The sequence below is a fragment of the Phaeobacter sp. JH20_37 genome (assembly GCF_048056015.1).
In the GTDB taxonomy this organism is placed as follows: Bacteria; Pseudomonadota; Alphaproteobacteria; order Rhodobacterales; family Rhodobacteraceae; genus Phaeobacter; species Phaeobacter bryozoorum.
Genome location: NZ_JAYMWW010000013.1, coordinates 1,220,169 through 1,240,070 on the forward strand (window position 1 = coordinate 1,220,169; position 19,902 = coordinate 1,240,070).

General features: G+C 62.0%; 19 protein-coding genes. 17 read left to right on the top strand and 2 right to left on the bottom strand.

The window, feature by feature from the left end; genetic code table 11:
• Positions 1-21 precede the first annotated feature (21 nt).
• From dprA to VWZ87_RS10735, 4 genes are all read left to right on the top strand, one after another.
• On the top strand, positions 22-1,260 hold the full coding sequence (gene dprA, locus VWZ87_RS10720) for a DNA-processing protein DprA (RefSeq protein ID WP_416534686.1): 1,239 nt from the start codon (positions 22-24) through the stop codon (positions 1,258-1,260).
• A 113-nt stretch (positions 1,261-1,373) separates the two neighbouring features.
• On the top strand, positions 1,374-4,061 hold the full coding sequence (gene topA, locus VWZ87_RS10725) for a type I DNA topoisomerase (protein ID WP_416534687.1): 2,688 nt from the start codon (positions 1,374-1,376) through the stop codon (positions 4,059-4,061).
• Positions 4,062-4,395: 334 nt separating this feature from the next.
• Entirely contained in the window at positions 4,396-5,115 is a 720-nt protein-coding gene (locus VWZ87_RS10730; RefSeq protein WP_416534688.1) for a CoA transferase subunit A, read from the top strand.
• A 12-nt stretch (positions 5,116-5,127) separates the two neighbouring features.
• Positions 5,128-5,757 carry a 3-oxoacid CoA-transferase subunit B gene (locus VWZ87_RS10735; protein ID WP_416534689.1) on the top strand — a complete coding sequence of 210 codons (630 nt, stop codon included), beginning with the start codon at positions 5,128-5,130 and terminating at the stop codon, positions 5,755-5,757.
• A 73-nt stretch (positions 5,758-5,830) separates the two neighbouring features.
• On the opposite strand, the gene VWZ87_RS10740 is transcribed toward VWZ87_RS10735, so the two are convergent.
• Positions 5,831-6,322, bottom strand: coding sequence for a hypothetical protein (locus tag VWZ87_RS10740; protein WP_416534690.1), 492 nt, complete (start codon positions 6,320-6,322; stop codon positions 5,831-5,833).
• Positions 6,323-6,467: 145 nt separating this feature from the next.
• On the bottom strand, positions 6,468-7,397 hold the full coding sequence (locus VWZ87_RS10745) for a lytic transglycosylase domain-containing protein (RefSeq protein WP_416534691.1): 930 nt from the start codon (positions 7,395-7,397) through the stop codon (positions 6,468-6,470).
• A gap of 354 nt (positions 7,398-7,751) precedes the next feature.
• On the opposite strand from VWZ87_RS10745, the gene VWZ87_RS10750 reads away from it, so the two are divergent.
• The 13 genes from VWZ87_RS10750 to VWZ87_RS10810 all read left to right on the top strand — a co-directional run bounded on the left by VWZ87_RS10750 (position 7,752) and on the right by VWZ87_RS10810 (position 19,879).
• Positions 7,752-7,937, top strand: coding sequence for a hypothetical protein (locus tag VWZ87_RS10750; protein ID WP_014873714.1), 186 nt, complete (start codon positions 7,752-7,754; stop codon positions 7,935-7,937).
• Positions 7,938-8,027: 90 nt separating this feature from the next.
• Entirely contained in the window at positions 8,028-8,204 is a 177-nt protein-coding gene (locus VWZ87_RS10755; RefSeq protein WP_340544635.1) for a hypothetical protein, read from the top strand.
• Between the two features lie 156 nt (positions 8,205-8,360).
• Positions 8,361-9,221 carry a Flp pilus assembly protein CpaB gene (gene cpaB / locus VWZ87_RS10760; protein ID WP_416534692.1) on the top strand — a complete coding sequence of 287 codons (861 nt, stop codon included), beginning with the start codon at positions 8,361-8,363 and terminating at the stop codon, positions 9,219-9,221.
• A 227-nt stretch (positions 9,222-9,448) separates the two neighbouring features.
• Entirely contained in the window at positions 9,449-10,855 is a 1,407-nt protein-coding gene (locus VWZ87_RS10765; RefSeq protein WP_340544633.1) for a type II and III secretion system protein family protein, read from the top strand.
• A gap of 19 nt (positions 10,856-10,874) precedes the next feature.
• Positions 10,875-11,501 (top strand): OmpA family protein, encoded by a 627-nt coding sequence (locus tag VWZ87_RS10770; protein ID WP_340544632.1) that lies wholly within the window; start codon positions 10,875-10,877, stop codon positions 11,499-11,501.
• 204 nt (positions 11,502-11,705) lie between these two features.
• A complete protein-coding gene (locus tag VWZ87_RS10775) occupies positions 11,706-12,938 on the top strand; it encodes an AAA family ATPase (RefSeq protein WP_340544631.1) in 1,233 nt (410 codons plus the stop codon).
• Between the two features lie 29 nt (positions 12,939-12,967).
• Positions 12,968-14,410 (top strand): CpaF family protein, encoded by a 1,443-nt coding sequence (locus tag VWZ87_RS10780; protein ID WP_416534693.1) that lies wholly within the window; start codon positions 12,968-12,970, stop codon positions 14,408-14,410.
• Positions 14,410-15,378: a type II secretion system F family protein gene (locus VWZ87_RS10785; protein ID WP_340544629.1), complete on the top strand. Its 969-nt coding sequence runs from the start codon at positions 14,410-14,412 to the stop codon at positions 15,376-15,378. The genes VWZ87_RS10780 and VWZ87_RS10785 overlap by 1 nt, the downstream gene beginning before the upstream one ends.
• Positions 15,379-15,388: 10 nt before the next feature.
• On the top strand, positions 15,389-16,369 hold the full coding sequence (locus tag VWZ87_RS10790) for a type II secretion system F family protein (RefSeq protein WP_416534694.1): 981 nt from the start codon (positions 15,389-15,391) through the stop codon (positions 16,367-16,369).
• A 3-nt stretch (positions 16,370-16,372) separates the two neighbouring features.
• On the top strand, positions 16,373-16,975 hold the full coding sequence (locus VWZ87_RS10795; protein ID WP_416534695.1) for a tetratricopeptide repeat protein: 603 nt from the start codon (positions 16,373-16,375) through the stop codon (positions 16,973-16,975).
• Positions 16,976-17,015: 40 nt separating this feature from the next.
• Positions 17,016-17,864 carry a tetratricopeptide repeat protein gene (locus VWZ87_RS10800; RefSeq protein ID WP_340544625.1) on the top strand — a complete coding sequence of 283 codons (849 nt, stop codon included), beginning with the start codon at positions 17,016-17,018 and terminating at the stop codon, positions 17,862-17,864.
• A gap of 18 nt (positions 17,865-17,882) precedes the next feature.
• A complete protein-coding gene (locus tag VWZ87_RS10805) occupies positions 17,883-18,389 on the top strand; it encodes an A24 family peptidase (protein ID WP_416534696.1) in 507 nt (168 codons plus the stop codon).
• Between the two features lie 182 nt (positions 18,390-18,571).
• Entirely contained in the window at positions 18,572-19,879 is a 1,308-nt protein-coding gene (locus VWZ87_RS10810; RefSeq protein ID WP_340544623.1) for an ATPase, read from the top strand.
• Positions 19,880-19,902 lie beyond the last annotated feature (23 nt).

Here is a 19,902-nt window from a genome sequence, read left to right on the forward strand (position 1 = left end):
TGCAACAAGGCGGAGCGCAGGATGACCGAAGAAGCACATTCTTCCACTCACCCCCCACTCCCACCCACCACGGAAGATATTCGGATTTCCTGGCTCCGCCTGTTGCGCTCAAGACGTGTTGGCGCGGTGACGTTTCACCGTCTCCTCGCGAAATATGGGTCAGCGCAGAACGCGCTATCCGCGTTGCCTGAAATGGCACGCGCCGCTGGCATTAAAGGGTATGAAACATGCTCTGTCGATGCGGCACTCGCCGAAATCAAGGCCGCAGAAGCCGCCAATGCGCGGCTTTTGTGCTTTGGTGAGGCCGATTATCCCTCACATCTGGCCGCGCTGCGCGACGCCCCGCCCCTGCTCTGGGCTGTTGGCGATCCGGCCCTGCTGCACCAGCCCACCATCGCCATCGTCGGCGCCCGCAATGCCTCCTCCCTGGGGGTTCGCATGGCCCGCGCGCTGGCACGGGACCTGGGCGAAGCGGGCTATTGCATCATCTCCGGGCTGGCCCGCGGGATCGACACCGCCGCGCATATGGCGGCCCTGCGCACCGGCACCTGCGCCGTGATGGCAGGTGGTGTTGATGTCATCTACCCGACCGAAAACACCCGCCTCGCCGGGGATATTGCCGAACAGGGGCTGATGATCTCCGAACACCCGCCGGGCATGTCACCGAAAGCCCGGCATTTTCCGGCCCGCAACCGCATTATCGCAGGGGCGGCACAGGCCGTGGTGGTTGTCGAGGGGGCCGCCAAATCCGGCTCTTTGATCACCGCGCGCGATGCGCTGGATCTGGGCCGTGACGTGCTGGCCGTGCCCGGCCATCCGTTTGATGCCCGCGCGGCTGGCTGCAACATGCTGATCCGCGACGGCGCCCAGCTGGTGCGCAACGCGCAGGACGTGATCGAGGCGCTGCCGCCAATGGATCTGTCGCACCGTGTGGTGGCGGAACTGTCGGATCGCCCGGTGCCACCGCCGGAGGCTGCGGCCAGCGCCCGCCTCACCGAACTGCCGCCACCATCGAAGGAGCGGCGCAATCTGCGCGACACCGCAGCGCTGCACCAGCAGATCCTCGACCGGCTCGGCCCCGCCCCGACGGCGGAGGATCAACTGGTCCGCGATCTGGCGATCCCCTCGCGTGATTTGGCACCGGCGCTCACCGATCTGGAGCTGTCCGGCGCCGTGGCCCGCGCGGCGGGCGGAATGCTGGTTCGCAGTGATTTCGATGCGACGTCAGACAGCACGGCCATGCCCAAGCCCCAGCGCTGATTGACGCATCAGCCCCCGGTCATTCGATGCCGGATTGACAATCTCCCCTTGCACCCCACATGTTGCCCCGCCATAGAGCGCCCGCAGCCCGTCCCATAGAGGTTTTCGAATTTATGCCCGTTGTTGTTGTAGAATCCCCAGCTAAAGCCAAGACAATCAACAAGTATCTTGGCTCAGACTACACGGTTCTGGCCTCCTACGGACATGTGCGCGACCTGCCTGCAAAGAATGGATCGGTCGAACCGGACGATGATTTTGCGATGACCTGGGAGGTTGGCGCCGACAGCCGCAAACACATCAAGGCCATCGCCGACGCGCTGAAAGACGACAACGCCCTGATCCTCGCGACCGACCCCGATCGCGAAGGCGAGGCGATCAGCTGGCACCTGCAGGAAGCGCTGACCAAGCGCCGCTCGATCAAGAAGGACACCGCCGTCAGCCGCGTCACCTTCAATGCGATCACCAAGGAAGCGGTCGCCGAGGCGATGAAGAACCCCCGTCAGGTGGATATGCCGCTGGTCGAGGCCTATCTGGCGCGGCGCGCGCTGGACTATCTTGTCGGCTTCAACCTGTCGCCGGTGCTATGGCGCAAGCTGCCCGGTGCCCGTTCTGCCGGGCGCGTGCAGTCGGTCTGCCTGCGCCTGATCGTTGAGCGCGAGCTGGAAATCGAAGCCTTCAACCCGCAGGAATACTGGTCGGTAAAGGCGAGCCTAGCAACGCCGCGCGGCCAGGAATTCGAAGCCCGTCTGACGGTTCTGGGCGGCGACAAGCTGGACAAATACAGCCTGGCCAATTCCACCGCCGCCGAACTCGCCGTTCAGGCAGTTGCCAGCCGCGAGATGGTGGTGCAGTCGGTCGAGGCTAAACCCGCCTCCCGCAACCCCTCCGCGCCTTTCATGACCTCGACCCTGCAACAGGAAGCCAGCCGCAAATTCGGCATGGGCGCCAAGCAGTGCATGAATGCAGCACAGCGTCTCTATGAGGCAGGCTACATTACATATATGCGAACCGACGGCATCGACATGGCGCCCGAGGCCGTGCAGGAGGCCCGCGCCGAAATCGCCAAACGCTACGGCGCCGAATATGTGCCGTCATCGCCACGCATCTACAAGAACAAGGCCAAGAACGCGCAGGAAGCGCATGAATGTATCCGCCCCACCGAGATGGGCCGCGATGCCAAGAGCCTGAAGGTCTCCGAAGATGATCAGCGCAAGCTTTATGACCTGATCTGGAAGCGGACCCTCGCCTGCCAGATGGAAGGCGCACGTCTCGAGCGGACCACGGTTGATATCGGCTCCAAGGACGCGCAGGTGGTGCTGCGTGCCACCGGTCAGGTGATGCTGTTTGACGGGTTCCTGCGGGTCTATGAAGAGGGCCGCGACGATGTCGTGGACGAAGACGACAAGCGCCTGCCCCAGATCATGCAGGGCGAGGCGCTGAAGTTCGCGCCCACGCTGGGGCCACAGGCGGAAAAGGCCGATACCGGTGCCGCCATCCTCTCCGACAGCAAATCCGTGCTGGGCCTGCAACACCACACCCAGCCACCGCCGCGCTTCACCGAGGCGACATTGGTCAAACGCATGGAAGAGCTGGGGATCGGGCGCCCCTCCACCTATGCCTCCGTCATCACCACGATTCAGGACCGCGAATATGTCCGCAAGGACAAGAACCGCCTGTTCCCCGAAGACAAGGGCCGGATTGTCACCATCTTCCTGCTGAATTTCTTCCGCACCTATGTCGGCTATGAATTCACCGCCAATCTGGAAGGCGAGCTGGATGACGTCAGCGCAGGCCAGCGCGATTACAAGGATATTCTGGGCAAATTCTGGCGCGATTTCTCGGCAGCCATTGCCGAAACCTCAGATCTGCGCATCACCGAGGTGCTGGATGTGCTGGACGCAGCACTTGCGCCGCAGCTTTATCCCCCGCGCGAGGATGGCACCGATCCGCGTATCTGCCCCAAATGCGGCGCGGGCCAGCTGCACCTCAAGACCTCGCGCACCGGCGGCTTTGTCGGCTGCGGCAATTATCCCGAATGCAACTACACCCGCCCGATCTCCGGCGAGGGTGCCGAAGGCTATGAGCGGATCCTGGGCGAAGACGACGGTGATGAGATCCACCTGAAATCCGGCCGCTTCGGGCCTTATGTGCAGCGCGGCGAGGCGACGCCCGAGAACAAGAAGCCGCCGCGTTCGTCGCTGCCCAAACAGGGGCGCGACTTCCTGCCGGGCTGGGGCCCGAATGAGATCGGGCTGGAACAGGCGGTGACCCTGCTGACCCTGCCCCGCGAGGTTGGTCAACATCCGGAAGGCGGCGTGATTCAGGCCAATCTGGGCCGCTTTGGCCCCTATATCGCGCATCAGAAACCGGATGAGGACAAGCCGGTCTATGTCAATCTCAAGGAGACACTCGATGTGTTTGAGATCGGCATGAACCGCGCGGTTGAAATGCTGGCGGAAAAGCGCGCCAACCCCGGTCGCGGCCGTCGCGCCGCAGCCAAGGCGCTGAAGGAGCTTGGCGAGCACCCGGAAAGCGGCGGCGCCATCAGCATCATGGACGGGCGCTACGGGCCATATATCAAATGGGAGAAGGTCAATGCGACCCTCCCGAAGGATGTCGAGCCCAAGGATGTGACGGTCGAGATGGCGCTGCAGCTGATCAGCGAGAAGGCCGGCAAATCCGGTGCCAAGAAAAAGGCTCCGGCCAAGAAAGCGGCGGCAAAGAAGACCCCCGCGAAGAAAACCACGACCAAAAAGACCACCAAGAAGAAAGCCGCCGAAGCCAGCAGCGACGAAGGCTGATCCTTTCCGCCGGTGCCGGGATCGGGATCCTGTGGCAGCCGCCCGACCATTGTTGCGGCGGCCATCAGCGCCCCCGGTCGGCCCGGTCTGGTGCCGAGGCCCGATCGCAGCTGCTCCCGCCCGGTCAGCCCCGTCTGACGACGGACCTCGACCCGTTGGGCATAGCGCCGCTGGCGCGGCGCCCGGGGGCATGTAGCCGCAGGCGTCGGAAGCGCCGGGCGGCCCGTGGCGCGGGCCGCTCCGTAGAAATACCTGTCTTTCTCCGTATCGTTGACTCTGCCTGCGGCGGAGGTCAGAACTTTGCCAACCTGGCTGATGATCAAGGGAGATGGATATGAAGAAGGTTTATTCCAACGCTGCCGAAGCGCTGGACGGTGTTCTGCACGATGGCATGTTCATCGCCGCAGGCGGGTTCGGGCTCTGCGGTATTCCGGAACTGCTGTTGCAGGCGATCAAGGAGGCGGGCACCAAGGATCTGACCTTTGCCTCCAACAACGCCGGCGTCGATGATTTCGGCATTGGCATCCTGTTGCAGACCCGACAGGTGAAAAAGATGATCTCCTCCTACGTGGGGGAAAACGCCGAATTCATGCGCCAGTATCTCAGCGGCGAGCTGGAGCTGGAGTTCAACCCGCAAGGCACGCTGGCCGAACGTATGCGCGCCGGCGGCGCGGGCATCCCCGGTTTCTTCACCAAGACCGGCGTCGGCACGGTGATTGCCGAGGGCAAGCTGGAAAAGCAGTTCCCCACCGGCCCCGATGGCGCGATGGAGGATTACATCATGGAGGAAGGCATCTTTGCCGACCTCGCCATCGTCAAGGCCTGGAAGGCGGACGAGACCGGCAACCTGGTGTTCCGCAAGACCGCGCGCAACTTCAACGCGCCCGCCGCCACCTGCGGTAAGATCTGCGTGGCCGAGGTTGAGGAAATCGTCCCCACCGGCAGCCTTGATCCGGATTCGATCCACCTGCCCGGCATCTATGTGCACCGCATCATTCAGGGCGATCACGAGAAACGCATCGAACAGCGCACCACGCGCCCGGCAGCAAAGTAAGGAGACCGCGACATGGCATGGGACCGCAATCAAATGGCCGCCCGCGCGGCACAGGAGCTGCAGGACGGCTGGTATGTGAACCTCGGCATCGGCATTCCGACGCTGGTCAGCAACCACATCCCCGAAGGCGTCAACGTAACGCTGCAATCGGAAAACGGCATGTTGGGCATGGGCCCCTTCCCGGTTGAGGGCGAAGAGGACGCCGACCTGATCAACGCCGGCAAGCAGACCATCACCGAACTGCCTCAGACCGCCTATTTCGACTCGGCACAGAGCTTTGCGATGATCCGTGGCGGCAAAATCGCCATGGCGATCCTTGGTGCGATGGAAGTGGCCGAAAACGGCGATCTGGCGAACTGGATGATCCCCGGCAAGCTGGTGAAGGGCATGGGCGGCGCGATGGATCTGGTCGCAGGCGTCGGCCGTGTGGTGGTGGTGATGGACCACACCAACAAACATGGCGACAGCAAGGTTCTGAAAGCATGTACCCTGCCGCTGACCGGCAAGGGCGTGGTCGACCGCATCATCACCAATCTCGGCGTGCTGGATGTGGTCGAGGGCGGCCTGAAGATCGTCGAGACCGCCGAGGGCGTCAGCGAGGCAGAGCTGCGCGCCGCCACCGAGGCGACCATCGTCAACTGATCGCCCCGCAAGGCTGGTTCCAAAGCATATAGAATGAGACGGCCCGTCAGTTCCGCTGGCGGGCCGTCTGGTTTCAGACGTCGGCTGGCGCTTCTGTGGTGCCCGCCTCCGGGCGTTCGCGCGGCCGCAGCGACGACCACAGCGGCAGCTCCACAGGGTTCAGCAGCTCATACATATGAACTCGCGTGTCATGCCAGTTGACGCTCATCTCGCGGCCATCTTCAAACACCATGACACAATAGGCCTCCCCCTGCGGATCGCAGCTGTCCCGCCCCAGCAGGGTGACGATGACCGGATCGACCAGATGACGTTTGAACAGGACCTGCGCCTTGACGGTCTTGCCCGACAGATGCAGCGCCCCGGCAAATAGCGCCACTGCCACCAGAATATGCCCAAAGCCGGACAGATGTCCGAGCGGATTGGCCTGCGCCACCCCCGGACCAAAGGCGACAAAGACCAGTCGCCCGAAAAAACCGACAAATGCGATGGTGCCGAACATCATGATATTACCCGTCACCACATGCGAGCCCGCGGCCAAAGCCGTCGGATCAATCCCTAAATCCAATGCCTGTCTCCGAAATAACTCAAGGTAGAATACAGGCGCGATAAATCAGCCAATTCGGGCGGAAAAATGATCCCATCGGCAGAGCGCGAATATTTTTCGATAAATTGATCCTGACCTGCGCAGAGTTTGGCGGGATCGGATCCGGCTAGTTCATCCGGCGAAAGACACAGCCATCGGTGATCAGCTCCGGCGGCGTCATGCAAAGCCCCCGCGCCACCTGAAAGGCCGCCAGCACCTTGGGCACGTAATCGCGCGTCTCGGCATAGGGCGGCACCCCGGCATGGCTGCGCACAGCGCCCTCGCCCGCGTTATATCCCGCCAGAACCAGAATCGGATCGCGGTTGAATTCGCCCATCAGCCAGTTCAGGTATTTCACTCCGCCCGCGATATTCTCTGCGCTGTCCAGCGCGTCGCCAACGCCGAAACGTGCGGCGGTGTCCGGCATCAGCTGCATCAGCCCCTGCGCGCCGACGCGGCTGACCGCGTCGGACCGGCCTGCCGATTCCACCGCGATCACCGCCAGGACCAGCGCGGGCGACACATCCGTGCCGACACTGGCCGTCAGGATCTGCACTCCCCGCGCGCTGGCAATGTCCTGCATCAACTGCAACCGGGGGGCGGCAACCGGGGTGTCGCCATCCAGCGCCCGCAGCGCCTTGGCCAGCCGCCCCGGCCCGCTGTCCTCCAGCTTGTCTGAGATGTCCTGCCAGAAACCGGTGTAGCGCCCGCTGTCCGCAGCAGCAGCCGGAACCGCGCCGCCACTGGCAGGCGCCGCAACCGGTGCGGCAGGCGGATCAATCTGGATGGTAATCCGCTGCTTGGTTCCCGGTTTCGGCGGGCGCACGCGTTTGGCCTCAAACTCAGGAAAGGGCGCCGGGGTCACCTTACCCGGCTCCTGCGACCGGGCGGGCGTCGCGCTGCCAGCCCAGAGCACCGCCAGAATCACCAGCGTCGCCACATTGCCACAGATGACTGCGCTGCCCGCGACTGGCAGGCCCGACAACTGGCTCATGCCCTGCCGCTGAGCCGCAATAAGACGGACCAGACGGCGGCGAATGGACTGAAGAAGACTCATGGGGCTGCTCTGCCTCTCCTTTTTCGCAGATGAGACTCGCCGAAGCCCCGGCAAAAATCCAGTTTCGCGCCCCAGATTCTGGCAGATTTGCCATATTTACCAAGATCTGCCGCCTCGAAGCCACGGGTATTGACAAGAGGTAAAATTAATAAGCGTGAAAATTCAATGCCTTACCCGAATACTCGGCAAAAAGTTAAAGTAGGGCAAATGAGTCCGCGTTTCAGCCCAAATCCTGCCACGCTCCGCTGGCTATATAGCTTCACACCAAGTCGAACAGAGCCGAGCAGGAGAGAGCAGGCTCACAACGGACGGCAAGGTCGAAACACACTTTTAGATCCTTTGGAGGGACGTACCATGATCAAATTCATCAAAAACTTCCGTAAAGACGACTCTGGCGCCGTGACCGTTGACTGGGTTGTTCTGACCGCCGCTGTGGCCGCTCTGGCAGGTGTTGTTTACACCTCGATCGAAAACGGCGCGTCGAACCTGACCTCGGCAACCGGCTCCTACCTGGGCACCAAAGGTCCGTCCGACTCCTAAGTCGCTTATGACCTGACGAGTTTGAGGGCCGCGCCTTTTGCCTAAGGCGCGGCCCTTTGCCCAAGGAACCTTCGGCTTACGAGGTCCATTATGAACAGGTTCAAGCATTTCATTGCCAAAGACGACGGCGCAGTCACCGTTGACTGGGTGGTTCTGACCGCTGCGATTGTCGGATTGGTCGTTCTGATCGCCGCCTCCATGGAGGATGGCGCATTGGGGCTGGCCGATCTGCTTGCCGCCTATATGACCAACTGGTCGTTCAGCTGATCCGGTAGTGGCCGAGGCAGCTCGGCAGCCAGACAGAGATTTAAGGTGCGCCAGGCGCGCAACAGGACAGAACGTCCGCCTTAGGCAACGGTTTGACCGACCCAGGCGCCGGTATTGCGTCTGCAATGCCGGCCGCAACTGATGAGAGGTACCACCATGCGTGCAGTATTCGGACTTGTCCTCATTGTCGGAGTCGCCCTCGCCGGGGGGGCTGTGATGATGGCCAAGAACTATATCAGCGCTTACCAGAACGAACTCGCCCGTGAGCGCGCCTCGCGGGGGGAAAACATCCCATTGGTCGATATCTTTGTCGCCAATGACCAGCTGAAGTACGGCGAGCGACTGACCAAGGAACATATCCGCTCCGTTCGCTGGCCCGAAAACGCGATTCCCGAAGGCGCCTTCCTGACCATGGATGCGCTGTTCCCGCCGCAATACCCCGATGATCATCGCGTGGTGCTGCGCCGCATGGAAAAGGACGAGGCGATTCTGGCCGTCAAAGTCACCAAACCCGGTGAGGACGCAGGCATCACCTCGCGCCTGTCCAAGGGGATGCGCGCCTTTGCCATCCGCGTCGATGTCTCCTCCGGCGTGTCCGGCTTCCTGCGTCCCGGTGACCGTGTCGATGTCTACTGGACCGGATCGCTCAATGATCAGGCCGATGGCCGCAATGGTGAGTTCACCCGTCTGATCCAGACCAATATCGAACTGATTGCCGTGGATCAGACCGCAGGTGGCGATCTGGATGGTGCCGTGATTGCCCGCACCGTCACCGCCGCTGTCCGCCCCGAGCAGGTTGCGGCCCTCGCCCAGGCCCAGTCCACCGGCCGTCTGTCGCTCTCCCTTGTCGGGGCTGGTGACGACACGGTTGCATCGGTGATCGAGGTTGATCAGCGCAGCCTGCTGGGGCTCAGCGCCATCGAAGCGCCGCAGCAGGCCGAGCAGGAAAAAGTCTGCACCATCCGCACCCGTCGCGGCGCCGAGGTGGTAGAGATCCCGATTCCCTGCACCAACTGATCAGCACCGCGCCTTTCCTGCAAAGGTTTCAGATAGATAACAGATCGAACGTCGCCCCCTCCGGGGCGGCGTTTTTATGTGATTGTTGCTGTCACCCCACAGGTCGGCCACGGTCGCTGCATCCCGGAAGCCTTTGATTCTTGCAAAAATTCGCCGATACGCGCAGAGTGTCCCAAACAATGGGCAATAAGACCCTGTATTGAGGCGTGATCGGAAAGGCAGGTCACATGGCTTTTAGACGGTATGTAGCGGCGGCCCTCACCGGGCTCGCGCTGGTGTGTTTCCCGGTTGCGGATGCGGCCTGGGGCAATGGCCTGCGCGTGGTCAAAAAGGGCACGGCGGCCAATCTTGAGGTGCCGATGAACCGGGCGGTCGTGGTCGAAAGCGATGTGCCCTTCTCCGAGCTCAGCATCGCCAATCCCAGCATCGCCGATATCTCCTCGCTTTCGGATCGCACAATCTACGTGCTGGGCAAGGCGCCGGGTCTAACCACGCTGACCCTGCTCGATGCCTCCGGTCGTCTGATCACCAATGTCGACGTGCGCGTTGCCGCGGATGTCAGCGAATTCAAGGAGCGGCTGCGGCAGATCCTGCCCGGCGAGCGGATCGAGGTCCGTACCGCCAATGACGGCATTGTCCTGTCCGGCGTTGTCTCCAGCTCGTCGCGATTGCAGCGGGCGCTTGATCTGGCCGAACGCTACGCCCCGGAACGGGTCAGCAACCTGATGTCGGTGGGCGGTGTCCAGCAGGTCATGCTGAAGGTCCGTTTTGCCGAGATGCAGCGCACCGTCTCGAAGTCGCTCAGCGCCTCGCTTGGCGTGAAGGGCGGCAACAGCGTCGGCGTCAATGGCGGTACCAGCACACTCAACACCCAGGGCGCGCTGACCAACAGCCTGTCCGGCAATATCCCTGCTGGCAACGACAACACCGGTGCCTTTGTCTTTGGCTTCAACGCCGGGGCCTTTCAGGTGAACCTGCTGCTGGAGGCGCTGGAACAGAAAGGTGTCGTGCGCACTCTGGCAGAGCCGAACCTGTCGGCCCTGTCCGGGCAGGAAGCCAAATTCCTCGCCGGGGGGGAATACCCCATTCCCGTCGCACAGGAAGACGGCATTATTACGATTGAATTCAAACCCTTCGGGATCGAGCTGAACTTCGTTCCTCGGGTGGTGGACGCCGATGTCATCAACCTTGAAATGAAGGCCGCCGTTTCCGCTATTGATCCCACCAACTCGATTGAGCTGAACGGGCTGAATATCGCCGCCTTCTCGCGGCGCGAAACCTCCACCACGGTGGAGCTGCGCGACGGCGAGAGCTTTGCGATTGCCGGCCTGATCCGTGATGAGTTCCGCGACAACTCTTCGCAGCTGCCATGGATTGGCGACGTGCCGGTCCTCGGCTCGCTGTTCCGCAGCGCCAACTACCAGCGCGCGCAGACTGAACTGGTGATCATTGTCAGCGCTCATCTGGTTACGCCGACACGGGGCGAGGCGCTGAGCCTGCCCACCGATCGGATCCGCCCACCCAGCGAAAGCGAGCTGTTCCTGATGGGCCGCGTGGCCAAGGGACAAAAAGGCCCCGCCAGCGAGGTCGCCAAGCAGGACTTCAACGGCTCTTACGGCTATGTGATGGATTGAGCAGAGGAACATGGGGCAGATGATCAGATATGCAGCACTCCTTGGCCTGTCCCTGACAGTGGCCGCCTGCGGATATGAAGCGGGCGAACCGCTGGACCGCTCGGTCTTTGGCAATGCGACCAATTCCAACGCCGCCGTGATGGCCGGAGAGCGGGACTTTGCGATCCAGCTCGCCACCCGGTTTGCCGAGGAAGTGCCAAATACGATCACCTTTGCCTTTGACAGCGCGCAGCTGGATGGCAACGCCCGCGCCGTGCTGGATCAGCAGGCCCATTGGATCAGACAGTTCCCGGAGGTGCGATTCCGTGTCTTCGGCCATACCGACGCCGTCGGCTCTGCCAGCTACAACAAGGCCCTGGGCCTGCGCCGCGCCCGTGCCGCCGTCGCCTATCTCGTCTCGCGGGGCATCAGCCGCAGTCGCTTGGAGGCAGTCGTGTCCTTTGGCGAAACGCAGCCTCTGATCCCCACCTCCGACCGCGAACGCCGCAACCGTCGCACCGTGACCGAGGTCAGCGGTTTCCTGAAGCGCCATCCCACTGTTCTGGATGGAAAATATGCGCAGATCATCTACCGCGAATATGTCGAAAGCGCGGTGCCACGCACGTCTCTGACCAGCGAACGGTCGATCAGGACCACCCTGGAATAAGCGCAGGACGACAGGGTTGACCGCGGTTAACCCTGTTTAGGCTTCATTAGGAATTCCCCACAAATGGGCCGCCTTGGCCCCAATCTCGCCCAGATCTTCACCGACATTGTTCTCAAGAGGTAATGTGCGTCCAAATGCCGGACGTGCGTGCTAGCGTGCTCTGGCCAACATGGTGCGACACGCCCCGAGAGAAGGATTACGGTGATGAGCAGCGGTATGCCGCAGACAGAAGCGAACGCGATTGTTGCCTGCACGATCAGCCGCGACGTGCAGAACTTTGACCTGCTGATCGAGGACATGGAAGCCACCATGGGCGAAGCCTGGGGCGATCTCGGCTTTACCGAGGCGCTGGCCTTCTTCAACCAGAGCGAAGCCGAAGCGCTGGAATTTGTGGCGCTGGCGCTGGACAGCGCCGACGAAGACAATCTGCAATTGATGGGCACCATCATCACCGAGGCAAAGTCCCGCAATATCAAGGTGATCCTGATTGCCGAGGACGTGACCCCCGCCGCACTGCACAGCCTGCTGCGCCAGGGGGCCGATGAATTCATCCCCTACCCGCTGCCCGAGGGGGAGCTGCAGGCCGCCATCGAACGGCTGCGCCTGGCCGAGGCCGAACGCACCGCCCAACCGCAGCACGCGCTGAAAACCGGCAGCCAGCGCGACGGCGCGGTCATCGTTTGCCACGGTCTGGCCGGCGGCAGCGGTTCAACCACGCTGGCGGTAAATCTCGCCTGGGAGCTGGCGCAGCTTTCCACATCGGAGACCCCGCGCGTCTGCCTTCTGGATTTTGACCTGCAATACGGGTCCGTCGCAACCTATCTCGACCTGCCGCGCCGCGAGGTGGTGATGGAGATGCTGAGCGATACCGAGAATCTCGACGAAGACATCTTTGGCCAGGCGCTGGTCACCTATGAGGACAAACTACAGGTGCTGACGGCGCCGGTGGATATGATCCCGCTGGAATTCATCACCCCCGAAGATATCGAGCGGGTGGTAACGCTGGCGCGCAGCCATTTTGATTTTGTCGTCATCGACATGCCCCACACGCTGGTGCAATGGTCTGAAACCGTTCTCAATATGGCGCATGTCTATTTCTCCATGGTCGAGCTGGACATGCGGTCGGCGCAGAATGCGCTGCGCCTGAAACGCGCTCTGCAATCGGAGGAGCTGCCGTTTGAAAAGCTGCGCTTCGCATTGAACCGCGCACCGAAGTTCACCGACCTCAGCGGCAAGAGCCGCGTCAAGCGTATGGCGGAATCCTTGGGCATTTCCATCGACCTGCAGCTGCCCGACGGCGGCAAACAGGTTGCGCAGGCCTGCGACCACGGCACCCCGCTGGCCAGCTCCGCCGCCAAGAACCCGCTACGCAAGGAAGTTCTGAAACTGGCCCAATCGCTGCATGACCTCGGTCAAAGCGACGCTGCGGCGGCCTGAACCCAGATTTAACCAGGGGCGTTCCTTTCATGTTCTCGAAGTATAAAAAACAATCCGCCACCCCCCGCGCTGCGGCGCAGTCGGCGCCCGTGGCCACGCCCGCTCCGCAAAAAGCCGCCGCGGCCGTCTCCATGCGCCGACCAATGGTCGGCACTCCCGCCGAGGCCGCCCCGGCGGACAAGGAACGCAAGCGCAAGGAGCGGATGGGTGAGATCAAGATCCAGCTCCACCGCGAGCTGCTGGACAACCTGAACCTCGCAGCACTGGAACGCGCCAGCGAGGCGGAACTGCGCGCCGAGATTTCCTCCATCGCCACCGAAATCCTTGAGGAAAAAGGCATCGTTCTCAACCGCGAGGACCGCCAGACCCTGACCAAGGAACTCTATGACGAGGTCACCGGCCTTGGCCCGCTGGAAACCCTGCTTCAGGACGATACGGTCAACGATATCCTTGTAAACGGCCCGCATCAGGTTTTTGTCGAACGCGACGGCAAGCTGCAGATGTCGGATGTCACATTCAAGGATGAAAAGCACCTGATGCGGATCATCGACAAGATCGTCTCCGCCGTGGGTCGCCGTGTCGATGAAAGCAACCCTTACGTGGACGCCCGTCTTGCCGACGGCTCGCGCTTTAACGCCATGGTGCCGCCGGTCGCGGTCGATGGCTCGCTGGTGTCGATCCGTAAATTCAAAAAGGACAAGCTGGGCATTGACGATCTGGTCAGCTTCGGCGCCTTCACCGAGGAGATGGCCGCCTATCTTCAGGCCGCTGTCTCCACGCGCCTGAATGTCATCGTTTCCGGCGGGACCGGCTCTGGTAAGACCACCACGCTCAATGCGCTGTCGTCCTTCATCGACAATGCCGAACGCATCCTGACCATCGAGGATACGGCGGAACTTCAGCTGCAACAGACCCATGTGGGCCGGATGGAAAGCCGCCCGCCCAACGTCGAGGGTCGCGGCGAGGTTTCCCCCCGCGACTGTCTCAAGAACGCCCTGCGGATGCGCCCGGACCGGATCATCGTGGGCGAGACCCGCGGCGAGGAGGTCATCGACATGTTGCAGGCGATGAACACCGGCCACGACGGGTCCATGACCACGATCCACGCCAACTCCGCCCGCGACGGCATCTCGCGCCTGGAAAACATGATCGCCATGGCCGGCATCGAAATGCCGATCAAGGCGGTACGCAGCCAGATCGCATCGGCGGTCAACATCATCGTGCAGGCCTCGCGCCTTCAGGACGGGTCGCGCCGCATGACCTCGATCACCGAAATCACCGGCATGGAGGGCGATGTGATCTCGATGCAGGAAATCTTCCGCTTCCAGCGCGTCGGCCTGACCCCGGACAACAAGATCATCGGCCATTTCACCGCCACCGGCGTGCGCAGCCACTACTCCGAGCGCTTCCGCCTCTGGGGCTATGACCTGCCCGCGTCGATCTATGAACCCACCGTGATGGAGGCCCGCTGATGCAACTGAGTGCAGAACCGATCATCTACGGCCTGATCTTCATCGGCGTCTTGGTGCTGGTCGAAGGTCTCTACCTGGTGACATTCGGCAAATCCATCAGCCTCAACAGCCGCGTGAACCGCCGTCTGGAAATGATGGACAAGGGCGGCAACCGCGAACAGGTGCTGGAACAGCTGCGCAAGGAAATGCGCCAGCATATGAGCGCCAAGTCGATCCCGCTCTATTCGCTGCTGGCTGAACGCGCTCAGAAGGCGGCCATCGCCTTCTCACCGCGCCAGCTGATCATGATCATGGGCGGCGTCGCGGCCATCGCCTTTGTCGGTCTCAGCGTCGGCACCAGCGCCGAACTGCCGCTGCGCCTGCTGGCCTCGGTGATCATCGGCGTCGGCGCCGTGTTCTTCTGGGTCAACAAAAAAGCCGCCAAACGCATGGCGATGATCGAAGAACAGCTGCCCGATGCGGTCGAACTGATGGTGCGCTCCCTGCGCGTCGGCCATCCGTTTTCCTCTGCCGTGCAGATCGTCGCCAATGAGGTCGAAGACCCGCTGGCCACGGAATTTGGCGTGATCGCCGACGAAAGCGCCTATGGCCGCGATGTCGGCGAGGCGCTGAAGGAAATGGCCGAACGTCTGGACATGCAGGACATGCGCTTCCTTGCCGTGGCCGTCACCATCCAGCAGCAATCCGGTGGCAACCTCGCCGAGGTGCTGGCCGGTCTGGCCAAGGTGATCCGCGCCCGCTTCCGCCTGTTCCGCCGCGTGAAGGCCATCACCGCCGAGGCGCAGTGGTCCGGCAAATTCCTCTCCGGCTTTCCGCTGTTCTGTCTGGGCGGCATCCTGGCTAAGGATCCGGGCTATTACGACAGCGTGATCGACCATCCCTGGTTCATTCCCGCCTGCTTTGTTGTGGGCGCCATGCTGACCGTCAACCTCTTCGTCATGCGGATGCTGACGAACATCAAGGTGTGAGGCAATAATCATGACATCCCTGAGCGATATCAACGACCTGCTGACCTCCCATCTTGGCCCCTTCGGCCCGCTTCTGGTGGTCGGGATGATCGGCCTCTTCATGATCCTGCTGGCGATTCCGCTGCTGCTGAACCAGCCCGAGGATCCACTGAAGAAGCTGCAAAAAAGCATGTCGGCCAGCACCCAGACCAAACCGAAAAAGGAACGTCTGCGGCAGGCCGATCGCAACGAGCAGCTGCAGAAATTCGCCTCCTTTCTTGAGCCGCAGGACGCCGCCGAACTCTCCAAGATGGAGCTGAAGCTGCGTCAGGCCGGCTACCAGTCCAAGGACTCGGTCCGCTTTTTCCACTTTGCACAGTTTGCCCTTGGCCTCATCGGCCTCGCCGCGGGTCTGTTCTATGTCTACGTGCTGAATGCGGACATGGAATATGACAGCCAGCAGATGGTCATCCGCATCATCGGCCCCGGTGCCGCCGCCTATATGCTGCCGAAATACTGGATCACCCGCCGCATCGAGGAGCGCAAACAGGAGATCACCTCGGGCTTTCCTGACGCGCTGGACATGATGCTGGTCTGCGTCGAGGCAGGTCAGTCGCTGGATCAGGCGATTGTGCGCGTGGCCAAGGAGCTGCATGCCTCCTACCCGGCGCTGGCCGAGGAATTCGAGGTGGTCGCCCAGGAGATGAAGGCCGGCAAGGACAAGGATAAGGTCATGCGCGACATGGGCACCCGCTGCGGCGTGCAGGATGTGTCCTCCTTTGTGACCGTGATGATCCAATCCGCCACCTTCGGCACCTCGATTGCCGAGGCACTGCGGGTCTATGCCAGCGAAATGCGGGACAAGCGCGTCATGCGCGCCGAAGAGGCCGCAAACAAGTTGCCAACCAAAATGACCCTTGCCACAATGACTCTGACGGTGCCGCCGCTGCTGATCATTCTGGTCGGACCCTCGGCACAGGGCATCGCCAATCTGGGCAATATGAGCAAATAACACATGATGACATTGGGTTGGGCCATCCCCTCCCGTCTCTATCGACTGATCCCCGCCACCCTCGCGCTTGCGTTGGTGGCGGCTTGCATGTCGCCGGGCGGAAAACCGGATCCAAAGGATCCCCTTGGCGCGCCCGCCCTGCCCGGCGTTGATCCCCGTGGCACCGCCGAAAGCGGGCTTATTGTCGGGCACCGTCTGATGGCCGCCGCCGAGTATGAGCTGGCGCTGGATGCCTTTACCCGCGCCGCATTGGAAGAGGGTCTCAGCGCCGAGGTGCTCTCTGGCCTCGGGACCGCAAATCTGGGGCTGGGCCGTCTGGGTCAGGCCGAAACCCAGCTGCGCCGCGCGGTCGCAAAGGATCCCAACTGGCCTGCGGCGATGAACAATCTCGGCGTGGTGCTGATGGAGCGGCAGAAATACCCGGAGGCCGAACAGACCCTGCGCCGCGCCTTTGCCCTCGATAATGGCGAAAGTGACGCAATCCGTGAAAATTTCCGCCTTGCCCTCGCAAAACTTGATCAGAACACGCATAGTGATCCGCAACAAAAAGGCTATGCACTGGTGCAACGCGGAGGGGGCAGCTACCTGATTCGCACGTCCCAGTGACGCAAGGCCTAGAGGCAGAGCAGCACAGAGGACGCAAAAAATGCGCCAGCAGATTTTCGTATCCGCATGTCTGGTCGGTGGGCTTGTCCTGTCGGCCTGCGCCAAGGACGACACCGAAGCCGTGGACCGCGCCTTTCAGGAGGTGAATGTGGTTGACGAAAGCAATCTCAACGATGTGATGCTGACGGTTGCCGATCCAAACGAAGCCGTCACCTATTTTCAGCGCACCGTCAAATCCGCACCCGACCGGATCGACCTCAACCGCGGGCTGGCGATCTCGCTGATCCGCGCCAAGCGCAACACCGAAGCGGTCGCCGCCTGGAAAAAAGTCGTCTCGCTGCCCGAGGCCACCGATGAGGACCGTATCGAACTGGCCGACGCGCTGATCCGCACCAGCAACTGGGACGAGGCCAAGGCCACCCTCGACAAGGTGCCGCCCACCCATGAGACCTACAAACGCTACCGGCTGGAGGCGATGGTCGCCGACTCGGAACAGGACTGGAAACGCTCCGACAGCTTTTACCAGACCGCCGTCGGCCTCACCACACAGCCCGCCCGCGTGATGAACAACTGGGGCTATTCGAAACTGACCCGTGGCGATTACGCCGAAGCCGAGCGCCTGTTCGGCGATGCCATCCGTCAGGATCAGTCGCTGTTCACCGCCAAGAACAATCTGGTGCTGGCCCGTGGCGCGCAGCGCAACTACACGCTGCCGGTGATCCCGATGGATCAGGTCGAACGCGCCCAGCTGCTGCACACGCTGGCGCTATCGGCTGTAAAACAGGGCGACGTGCAGACCGGCGAAAGCCTGCTGCGGCAGGCGATCTCGACCCATCCGCAGCATTTCGACGCGGCGGCGCGCGCACTTGCTGCGCTGGAAAACGGCTAAGACCGGAGCCCCCACCCCATGCTGATCTCGGCCCATGTCGCCCTGTGGTTCCTGCCCTTTGTGGTGCCGCTCTGCTGTGTGGTCGCGCTGAATGACCTGCGCCATATGCGGATCCCGAACTGGACCGTGGATCTTCTGGCCGTGATCTTTGTCCTTGTCGGCCCCTTCCTGATGAGCTGGACGGACTATGGCTGGCAGTTGCTGCATCTGCCCATCGGCATCGGCCTTGGCTTCCTGTGCTACAGCGCGGGCATGGTCGGCGCAGGGGACGCCAAATTCGCCGGTGCCGCCGCGCCCTTTGTGGTCTTTGACGATCTCTCGGTGGTGGTGATGATCTTCTCTGCCATGCTGCTGGCCGGGTTCCTCACCCATCGTATCGCGAAATACACCCCCCTGCGCCGTCTCGCCCCGCATTGGAAGAGCTGGGAGGTCGGCAGCAAGTTTCCAATGGGCCTCTGCCTTGGTGGCACGCTGGTCGCCTATCTGCTGCTCGGCACCCAGCTGGGTCAGAGTGCCCCGGTCTGAGGCATCCCGGTCCAGATCGCCCCCGACTGACAATTCCCTAAAATGCCCCGCATCTGCCCCGCCCCTTCGCGGAAATGCACCAGCTTTGCCCCGCTTGTGCCACAGTGCTGAATAAACTCTTGTCTGAACAGTCAGGCGCCACCGGGCGCAACATTGAACAATCGAGACAGGCAGGCCGCAGCATGAACATGCAGACATCCGCCGTAGTGGCACCCCCTACCCCGCGCGGGCTGGAACAGATGCAGCTCCCGATGGTGATGATGCGGGATATCCTGCTCAAGACCATTTTCCGCAAGACCTGCGAAAACGTCAGTGAAATCGCCGCCGCCATCTGCCTGCCGATCCCGGTGACGCAGGAACTGGTCGATATCGCCCGCGAACAAAAGCTGCTGGAGGCAACCGGTACGCTCAACGCCAACAGCGGCAATGAAATGGGCTATCAGCTGACCGAGGCGGGCAAAGCCCGCGCGCTGGATGCGCTCAGCCAGTCCGAATATTACGGCGCCATGCCGGTGCCGCTGCACATCTACCGTGAACAGGTCAAACGCCAGTCAATCCGCAATATTCTGGTCACCCGTCAGCAGCTTCTGGGCGCGATGGGGCATCTGGTGCTGCCCGACAGCCTGCTCGATCACCTCGGCCCCGCTGTCAGCGCCGGCCGCTCGATCCTGATGTATGGCCCGCCCGGCAACGGGAAATCCTCCATCTCCAACGGCATCCGCGACGCGCTGGGGGATCACGTCTATGTGCCGCGCGCGATTGAGTATGCCGGTCAGGTGATCACGGTCTATGATCCCATCGTTCATACCGCCGTGCCGCTGCCCGAGGACGACCCCAACAGCCTGCGCCGCGCCCGCCGCTTTGACAGCCGCTATGTCTGCTGCGAACGGCCCACGGTGGTGACCGGGGGCGAGCTGTCCCTGTCGATGCTGGATCTGGTCTACAACCCAACCGCGCGCACCTATCAGGCGCCGCTGCAGCTGAAATCCACCGGCGGCATCTTTATCGTCGATGACCTGGGCCGCCAGGCGGAATCACCGCAGGCGCTGGTCAACCGCTGGATCGTGCCGCTGGAAGAGGGCCGCGATATCCTCTCCCTGCAATCGGGCGAGAAATTCGAGGTGCCCTTTGACACGCTGGTGATCTTCTCCACCAACTTCCACCCCAATGAGATCTTCGATCAGGCGGCGCTGCGGCGGATCTTTTTCAAGATCAAGATCGACGGGCCAAATCAGGAAAACTTCCTCAAGATCTTTGCCATGGTCGCCCAGAAGAAAGGCGTGCCCTTGGACGAGGCGGCGCTGGTGCATCTTCTGAAACGCAAATATCCGACCATCGACAATATCTACGCCAACTATCAGCCGGTGTTCCTGATCGACCAGATGAAGGCGATCTGCGATTTCGAAGGCATCCCCTATCAGATGTCTCCCGACCTCATCGACCGCGCCTGGGCCAATATGTTCGTCAAGGACGAACACATCGTCAAATGAGCCACCCCAAAGTTTTTTGATAA